The 7,563-nt window shown below is 54.0% G+C and carries 6 protein-coding genes and 1 pseudogene; 3 read left to right on the forward strand and 4 right to left on the reverse strand.

The features are described from left to right. A pseudogene (locus GEU01_RS18260) lies at positions 1-604 on the forward strand (recombinase family protein); the annotation flags it as partial. Between the two features lie 29 nt (positions 605-633). Here GEU01_RS18260 and GEU01_RS24895 read toward each other — a convergent pair. Together GEU01_RS24895 and GEU01_RS18265 are read right to left on the reverse strand one after the other, a co-directional pair. After that, entirely contained in the window at positions 634-3,129 is a 2,496-nt protein-coding gene (locus GEU01_RS24895) for a S8 family peptidase (protein WP_081500017.1), read from the reverse strand. After that, positions 3,122-4,330: an AAA family ATPase gene (locus tag GEU01_RS18265; RefSeq protein ID WP_019087229.1), complete on the reverse strand. Its 1,209-nt coding sequence runs from the start codon at positions 4,328-4,330 to the stop codon at positions 3,122-3,124. Before GEU01_RS18265 ends, GEU01_RS24895 begins: the two co-directional genes overlap by 8 nt. Positions 4,331-4,773: 443 nt before the next feature. Between GEU01_RS18265 and GEU01_RS18270 the strand changes: the two genes are divergently transcribed. Further along, a complete protein-coding gene (locus tag GEU01_RS18270) occupies positions 4,774-5,340 on the forward strand; it encodes a hypothetical protein (RefSeq protein ID WP_019087230.1) in 567 nt (188 codons plus the stop codon). A 190-nt stretch (positions 5,341-5,530) separates the two neighbouring features. Here the strand turns inward: GEU01_RS18270 and GEU01_RS18280 are convergent, their stop codons facing one another. Beyond that, the gene (locus GEU01_RS18280) at positions 5,531-6,097 is read right to left on the reverse strand and encodes a TetR/AcrR family transcriptional regulator (RefSeq protein ID WP_026018863.1); all 567 of its coding nucleotides are present in this window, start codon (positions 6,095-6,097) and stop codon (positions 5,531-5,533) included. A gap of 94 nt (positions 6,098-6,191) precedes the next feature. On the opposite strand from GEU01_RS18280, the gene GEU01_RS23270 reads away from it, so the two are divergent. Next, positions 6,192-7,373, forward strand: a complete 1,182-nt coding sequence (locus tag GEU01_RS23270) for an MFS transporter (protein WP_042710950.1) — start codon at positions 6,192-6,194, stop codon at positions 7,371-7,373. 77 nt (positions 7,374-7,450) lie between these two features. Here the strand turns inward: GEU01_RS23270 and GEU01_RS27635 are convergent, their stop codons facing one another. Next, the gene (locus GEU01_RS27635; protein ID WP_408734722.1) at positions 7,451-7,555 is read right to left on the reverse strand and encodes a hypothetical protein; all 105 of its coding nucleotides are present in this window, start codon (positions 7,553-7,555) and stop codon (positions 7,451-7,453) included. Positions 7,556-7,563: the final 8 nt, after the last annotated feature.

Genomic DNA, 7,563 nt, shown 5'->3' on the forward strand with positions numbered 1-7,563 from the left:
CGCGCTCCGCCAGCATCTCATGGACCCGGACCTGTTCGCGGAGTTCTGCACGGCGTTCACAGACGAGATGAACCGACTGCGCATGGAGGCGTCCGCCGACATCGGCGCGGCTGAGTCAGAACTGAAGCGGGTCGAGCGCGACATCCAGCGCCTGATGGATCTCTACCTCTCGGAAGCCATCTCAATCGAAACGGTCAAGGAGCGCGGCTCCAAGCTCGAGGCCCGCAAGGCGGAGCTGACGGAGTTCCTCGCGACTGCCGAGGCACCCCCGCCCCTGCTCCATCCCCAGATGGCGGAATTCTACCACCGGCAACTCGCGCGCCGGCACGACATGCTGCATTCCGAGCTGGACGAGAAGCGCCAGGAGGCGGCCGAGGTGATCCGCTCTCTGATCGAGGCGATCATCCTCACGCCGTCCGACAAGGGCCTCCAGATCAATGTCCGGGGCGATCTCGCGGGCATTCTGATGGTGGCATCAGGCGGACAAACGAAAACCCCAGCCCGTTTCCGGACTGGGGTTCGTGATGCGTTCGCATCGCAAGTTCAGATGGTTGCGGGGGCACGCAGCCCCCGATACCGACAATCTTTGGTATTAGCTGTTTAAGGACGCCATTTTGGCATAAGAGTTTTGGATCAAACGCGTGGTGTAATACGGGCAGCCGTACGAATATCCGCGATCTGATTACCTATAGCCTGAAGACTTTGGCGCATATCATTGAACACAGCCCCTTCTCCGTCAGGATCACTGATAGTGAGAATAGCAGTGAACGATACACCACCCTCCGGCATGTTTTCCCCTGCTCGTAATAAATATTCTACAAACAGCCGCCAGTTCGAGGAAGGCCCCACTCCACGCGGAAAGGTTTTTTCAAAGACCTTTACAGGGCTCCATTTTAAATCGTGCTCAATGAGCACAGACTCCACTGCGGGTGATGTTCGCGAAGACGGAAGATAAAGAGGATCAAGCCTGCCCTTCCATCCTTTTTCCTGCTCTTGCTGAAGTGTTGCGTTAACATTGACCCTAACGAACTCTGAGCCGAACCGTGCATCCAGCGGAGGGGTGGACACCAGCGTAAGTTTGGCATGCCCTCGACACTTACCTTCAGGGGTTACCAGAGATGCTGGCCACGAAAATCTAAAATTGATTTGCTGCCCAAGTTGAATACGAGACGCAAAAACCAAGGTAATTGAATGGTCGTCTGTCTCCAAGATTTGCTGAGCTGAAGGAGGCATCCCAAAACCGACTAAATGTCGCGCAACAGGCAGAAGGGGCTTTGGCCGCAATGGTTGCGGAATTTCCGCATTATGAACAAGCAACCCAATTAAGGTTTCCCGAGATACCTCACCCTCGATTGCATGATCGAGGACAGCCGCCGTTTTTGCCACCAATGGAGCGGCATAACTGGTACCGCAACCATCGACGATCGTACCATCAGGAAGAACGGAAAACAGGCCATGACCAAGCGTTGATTGTGGTGTGCCAGAACCTCCGACATGGGCCAGATCCGGTTTTACACCAGAACGCAGACCAGGCCCTCGGCGGCTGTAACGTGCCGGGGCAAAGGGTAAACATCCGTTTGCACCTGGAGGATTAAGAGCCGCCACTGTTACGTTACGGGCACTTTCTGCCGGAAGAAGCAAATTATCATTTCTAGCTATCGCTAAGTTTGACAGCGCAGTCGATGGATCTGCTGGCCACTCCGGTCGCATATCTTGCGGCTGAATATTGCCGGCTGATACAAACACGACGGCGTTGTTTTCCTCAGCGATGCGATCAAGACGGATAGCATGCGGACTATATCGATCGGGAGCTGTAGGCTGAAGAATGTTCAAGCTCATATTAAATACGCGCACGCCAAAACGAGCGCGTGCATCTGCAACAGCTGCGTCCAACTCATCAAAAAACTGCGGCAGACCACCTGCGTAATATGATGGAAAATCTGTTGTTTTCTGTTGATTTGGAAAAATCGCGAGATCAATCAGCTCCGCTCCATCAGGCTCAGGGCAAGTTTCTGTACCGTTAAGACTGGCACCAGCTACAGCAAGGCCACCAATAAATGTACCATGGGAAAGATCCTTGTCTTCATCTGCCAGAATATCCCAGCGATCTATAACCCAGTCTGCCAGCGCAGGACTAATCCCACCGTCAATGATACCAATCCTCGGATGAGTTCGCCTTGTATCGCGTACAGGCAAATCCATATTTGTAGGGCGTGCTCGATTGGAAGCAGAAGGCTGCTCCGAGCGCACAACCATACCAGGCAACTCGATACGCCTCACCAACGGGTGATTGTCGAGAAACTCTAGAAGCTGTGTGTGACGTTGGATATCTGAATCGAATGGTGCCAATTCCCGACGTTCAGTTGTTGGCCCGGTTAAACGCAGCACGGCCCCATCGGCCGCCTGATCCAAACGAACAGCTAATACCGGAAGTCGATGCTGCCAGCTTGGTAGCCGTTCAACTGACATACTGTATCCAAGGGAAAAAAAGCCCTGAATGAAGCTCTCAACCAAGCGACGGTGTGAAGCGTCGAGACGATCCCACTCTGACCGTGGAGGTAAAACATTAAACAGTTCTACCTCGTATGCACTGCCTGTGAGCGGCTTCGAGAGCCAGGAAACAGCTTCTTCTACGGAAAAACGTCGTTTATCGGACGCTCCATACAGATCGAGCCGCTCGATCGCGCCAGTTTCACTTTTCTGCACTGACGGGTGAGGAACTTCTTTTCCCGTCTTGTCATCTAACCGCATACGCGTCTGTGTTTCGGCCTTTGCGATCTCAGTTTTAACCTGAGCCAGCCCGGAGGGACTACCTTCAACGATCATTACCCCCAGATCTCCACCGCCAACGACTGGTACGCGATCTGGTCGAAAAAGTGCTCCGACGGGCCGATGGCTTTTAGCCCAAGCCTCCTTTTTCAAGGTGACTTTGACATAGCCAATTGGCCCTTGGGACTGCGAGGCAAGAACTCCTGAGATCGTGTCGATCTGCCCCATAAGAGCAGCTTTATGGGCACTGAACTCACGATCGCGCTTCGCATAGAAATCTTTGCGACCGCCCCCACCGCCGCTCTCACGCGCTTCCCCGAAATTTTCGGGATTGAGGACGATTTGAATGGGACTAGCCATGCGTCACTCCCTTATCGTCTGCCGCGTTGGCCTGACGGCCAAGCCACCGGCTGACAGTCGATTTATCTTTGCCTGCGATGTCGCCGATATCCGCCATTGAAAACCCCTGGATGGGATCATCACGCATGGCCCTGAAGAGATGAACTGGTTCGCCGAATAGCAGTGCGCGACGCTCACTTTGAATACGCGCTGCATTGAGTGTTGCGAACTGTCGCAGCGTATCCAGCAAACCCGGTCGATCCTCTTCTCGCACCGTTGTTGCCTTTTTGTATGTGCGAACCAGTGATTCAATCTCGGCTCCAGTCGAACCTTCAGTAAACCATGCGATCATGCGAAGATGGCTATCCGGGGCTTTTACTGGCGGCATAAAATGAGCAGCAATGGCCTTCCTCACTTCAAAATCAGGAGTAGGAATCTCAAGCTGAATTTCGAAGCGTCTCCATACTGCCGGATCAAGCAATTTCGGATGATTGGTAATGCCAATCGTGAAGCCGATATTCTGCCTTACATCCAAATTTTGAAGCAATGCATTCACAACACGCTTGATCTCGCCGACCTCTTGTGGATCGTCACGAACTTTCGCGATGGCATCGAATTCATCAAGAAGCAAGATGCAACGATATCGATTAACAAATGTAAATAAATTCCCAATATTTCGTGCCGTCGTTCCCAAAAATGATGACACAAGACCATCAAGTTTCACAAGAACGACAGGAAGATCGAGCTTACGTGCAATCCAAAAAGCCAACCGGGTCTTACCCGTCCCTGGCTGGCCATAAATCAGACAGGTCTTGGCGGGAAGAATATCTACAGTCGCGAGCGCCTCAAAATTTGTCCATTCATCAACTATCGTACCAATGGCTTGCGATACGGTGGCATTGAAAAGGGGCGCAGTCCCGTCAATTTCTCCTGGAAAAATAATCTCCGCCAGAGGTGCAGCCGTCTCGCGGTCAACCGGCACCGGAGTGTTTCGACCAAGTGTTTCTCCCGAAAGATATGCACGGGACCGCTCAATCCGACTGGGGGTTATTTCCTTCAAACGTTCCGCAGCCTTTAGAATTCCCGTAAGCGACGCAGCCTGTTTTTCCTCACCATCCTTAGTCAGTGCGTCACGCAGTCGTTCGACCTGCTTACGCAGGGCTGCTGAAGGGTCGGCCATAGCCGACCTGCAAAGCGCCTGAATGATTGAGAAGTGTTCCATGCGCAAAACCCGATCTGATGCAAAATCTCGATTACCTGATGCACCTACATCAGCTTCTGTTGCCAGTCAACGACATTTGTTGCGTGAAATAGATAATAAGATGCGTAGATGGGAAATTTTGTTGCATTTCATCGCCAGCGGTTGCAGAATCATAAGGCTGACCATCGTTCCTCTGTTTTTTATCTGATGTTCAATTTATCTTTCTTGCCTTCGCAAACCCTCGATCTGTAGCGATGAAATCCGCTCATGTAGAGCATGATCATTCGCCATTGATCGGCTCGCGGCGCACCCGTCAGATTCCTCGTCAGTTTTTGGTCACACCAGACCCAAGTTTGATGTAGGCTGCATCCGGTTACATGCACCAAATGACGGTCATGAGAGCTTATCGCCCTATCCAAAAACAGGGTCCACCTCAACTCTCCGGACGGAGAACCAAGGCACCAATGAACCCGTTGGACTGTTTCCTAACGCACTTCAATTTCAGCGAGCGGCATAGCGTTGATATCGCTGCCCCAGCCAGCCGTATCATGAATACAGTGGCGGCTTGGCGGAATGAAGACGATCCACTGATCCGCGCCGCCATCCACCTGCGCGAAATGCCCACCCGGCTATTGGGTCGCGCACGACAACGACATCTGGAGCTCACCGACTTCACGCTACTGGAGCGACAGGGCGATACAGCTCTCGTCTACGGCCTTGTCGGCGCATTTTGGCAGGCGGATTACGGATTGTGCAACATTTCTTCAACGGACGATTTTCTCACCCCACGCCATGACGACGTCTGCAAGCTAGCGCTTGGCTTTTCCATCCAGCCAGGACCACAAGGCACCCAACGGCTAGTGACGGAAACCCGCGTGTTTTGTGTCACGGACCAGGCCAGACGTCGCTTCACGCCCTATTGGTATTTGATCCGCCCGGTCAGCGGCCTGATCAGGCGGCGCATGCTGGCGACCATCCAGATGCAATCGGAGTCTCCGCCCTCTCACCATTCGCCTGCAGCGTTGTCATGAAACTTGACGACTACCTCACCGCCCCCAATCCACGGCGTGTAAGCCTCTCCTATCGCCGAAAAACGACTAATGATCCCGACGGTTATGGTCGATCTGGCCAAGCGCGAACAATTCGCGCCCGCGCTTGACGTCCTCAACGCCTAAGAGCGCCCACGTCTTGCTGACAACAAGACTGGCAAAAATCGACAAATCATGCGCTCGCTTGGGCCGTCGCCACTACACGAAACGCCGCTTCGCGGCCCAGCCCTTGAGGTAAGGGCGCGTCAGCAAATACTAGTCGCATCAAAATTGGTGCAAAAATTGCATCGATCACGCTGTCTGCAGACAGGGAGACCGGTGGGTCGGCGGTGGTGAGAATAGCTTCAACCGTGGAGCGCACCGCGTCTAACAGCCCGCATGCGGCTCTCGTACCGTCCCAGCCACGTAGGACATCACGCATCATTTCACGCCCAGGCGTAGAGTCCATTTCCTCCTGATATATGTCCGCCCACGCGGCCAGATCAGATGCCACATGGCCTGTCGGCTCGATTGGACACTCAGTCCGAAGATTGCGCTGCGCGACATCACTCACCAACGTCATAAGGTCGCCCCAGCGACGATAGATTGTCGAAGGCGTCACACCAGCACGCTGCGCTATTTGTGGCACGGTTAACGCGTCACGACCGATTTCTTCGATTAAGGCCCGAACTGCCGCGTGCACGGCTTGCTGCACGCGCAGGCTTCGGCCTCCGGGTCGCGTAGCCTGCTTCATCGACATAATGCCTCTCTCCTTAATGCAAATATATTGCTTTTGCGCGTCAGTGCGCCAATAGTGGCTAACGCACATTCTAAGCTTTAATTGGGATACGTCCATGACACCGCTTCCCACACGACGTCTCTTATGGACCTACGGCTCTGTGCTGTTCGTATTTGTCGGCGCATCAGCCGCTCTGACACCGCTCTACTCACTATATCGGGTGCAATGGCAGGTATCTGTGCCGATGTTACAGGCAGCCTTTGCAGTCTACGCTCTGACCCTGCTGGCGGCCTTTCTCTGTTTCGGCGCGATTTCCGATCATGTTGGAAGGCGCAAGGTTGTGCTCGTTGCCCTTTTCATCGAAGCCGTTGCAATGTGGCAGTTCGCCACTGCCGCTGGAATTGGCGACGTGCTTCGTGGCCGAGCCTTGCAGGGGCTGGCCACTGGCATAGCCACCAGCGCGCTTAGCGCGGGCTTGCAAGACGCCAACCGTAACCAAGGAAGCCTGATCAGCGGCATGGTACCGATGGGTTCAATGGGGGGACTCGCCCTGTTTTCCGCAGTCCTAGCGCGCTACGCGCCCCATCCACTTCATCTGATTTTCGCGTTGATCTTTATATCCCTGGTGCTGTTCGTTCCCGCAATTCTAGCACTGCCCGAGACAGTTTCACCAATGCCAGGGGCGCTTGCTTCGCTCAAGCCACGTATACATGTGCCCCAGCAGGCTCGCGCTGCAATGCTCATGGTGATGCCTGCCAATTGTGCTGTCTGGGCGCTTGCTGGGTTGCTGTTGTCGCTTGGCCCGGCTGTTGCACAACTGGCCAATGATGGGTTGTCCGATCCGCTCCTCGGTGGCTGGGAGAGCGCATCGGTCATGGGTGCGGCCCTTATGGCGATGTTGATCCGCCGCAAGGGCGAAGCGATTATAATGCTGAGGCGCGGCACCATCTTCGTCCTGCTCGGCCTTCCAGTCATCCTGTTCGGATTACATGCTAAATATCTCGCCGCATTCCTTGTAGGAGCCGCAACTTCTGGCGCCGGCCTCGGTCTCGTTTTTCAGGGCTCGTTACGCACTCTCGTTCCACTTGCTCACGTCCATGAGCGTGCTGGGCTGATGGCAAGCTACTACGTTTTCAGTTACCTCGCTTTTAGCCTGCCGGCGTTTGCCGCAGGCTTCGCCGTGCCTAGGCTGGGTCTTACAACGACTACGGATCTATATGTAATACTGCTGATGGGGCTTACGGGATTAACCTTGCGTTCGTTGAGCCAGTTGAGCATTCGGTCTGGCATTGCATGAACGCAAGTCCTGATGGACATGAACCCCACTCATAATGCCTATCGGAACTATAAGAATATCTCTGCTCTCGGACTGTTTCACCACTCACGACTAACCACCTCCATGAGAAATCCGGCGTTTCGCAAAAGACTGGGATAGGTAAGTAGATCGCGATGGATATCGGGAGGTAACGCCACGGTCATTCTGACCG

The organism is Komagataeibacter europaeus LMG 18890, assembly GCF_000285295.1.
In the GTDB taxonomy this organism is placed as follows: domain Bacteria; phylum Pseudomonadota; class Alphaproteobacteria; order Acetobacterales; family Acetobacteraceae; genus Komagataeibacter; species Komagataeibacter europaeus.

Bases quoted from the DNA above. Each gene is read 5' to 3' on its own strand.
- GEU01_RS23270 (WP_042710950.1), top strand. From the start codon at position 6,192: ATGACACCGCTTCCCACACGACGTCTCTTATGGACCTACGGCTCTGTG.
- GEU01_RS24895 (WP_081500017.1), bottom strand. From the start codon at position 3,129: ATGGCTAGTCCCATTCAAATCGTCCTCAATCCCGAAAATTTCGGGGAA.
- GEU01_RS18270 (WP_019087230.1), top strand. From the start codon at position 4,774: ATGAACCCGTTGGACTGTTTCCTAACGCACTTCAATTTCAGCGAGCGG.
- GEU01_RS27635 (WP_408734722.1), bottom strand. From the start codon at position 7,555: ATGACCGTGGCGTTACCTCCCGATATCCATCGCGATCTACTTACCTAT.
- GEU01_RS18265 (WP_019087229.1), bottom strand. From the start codon at position 4,330: ATGGAACACTTCTCAATCATTCAGGCGCTTTGCAGGTCGGCTATGGCC.
- GEU01_RS18280 (WP_026018863.1), bottom strand. From the start codon at position 6,097: ATGTCGATGAAGCAGGCTACGCGACCCGGAGGCCGAAGCCTGCGCGTG.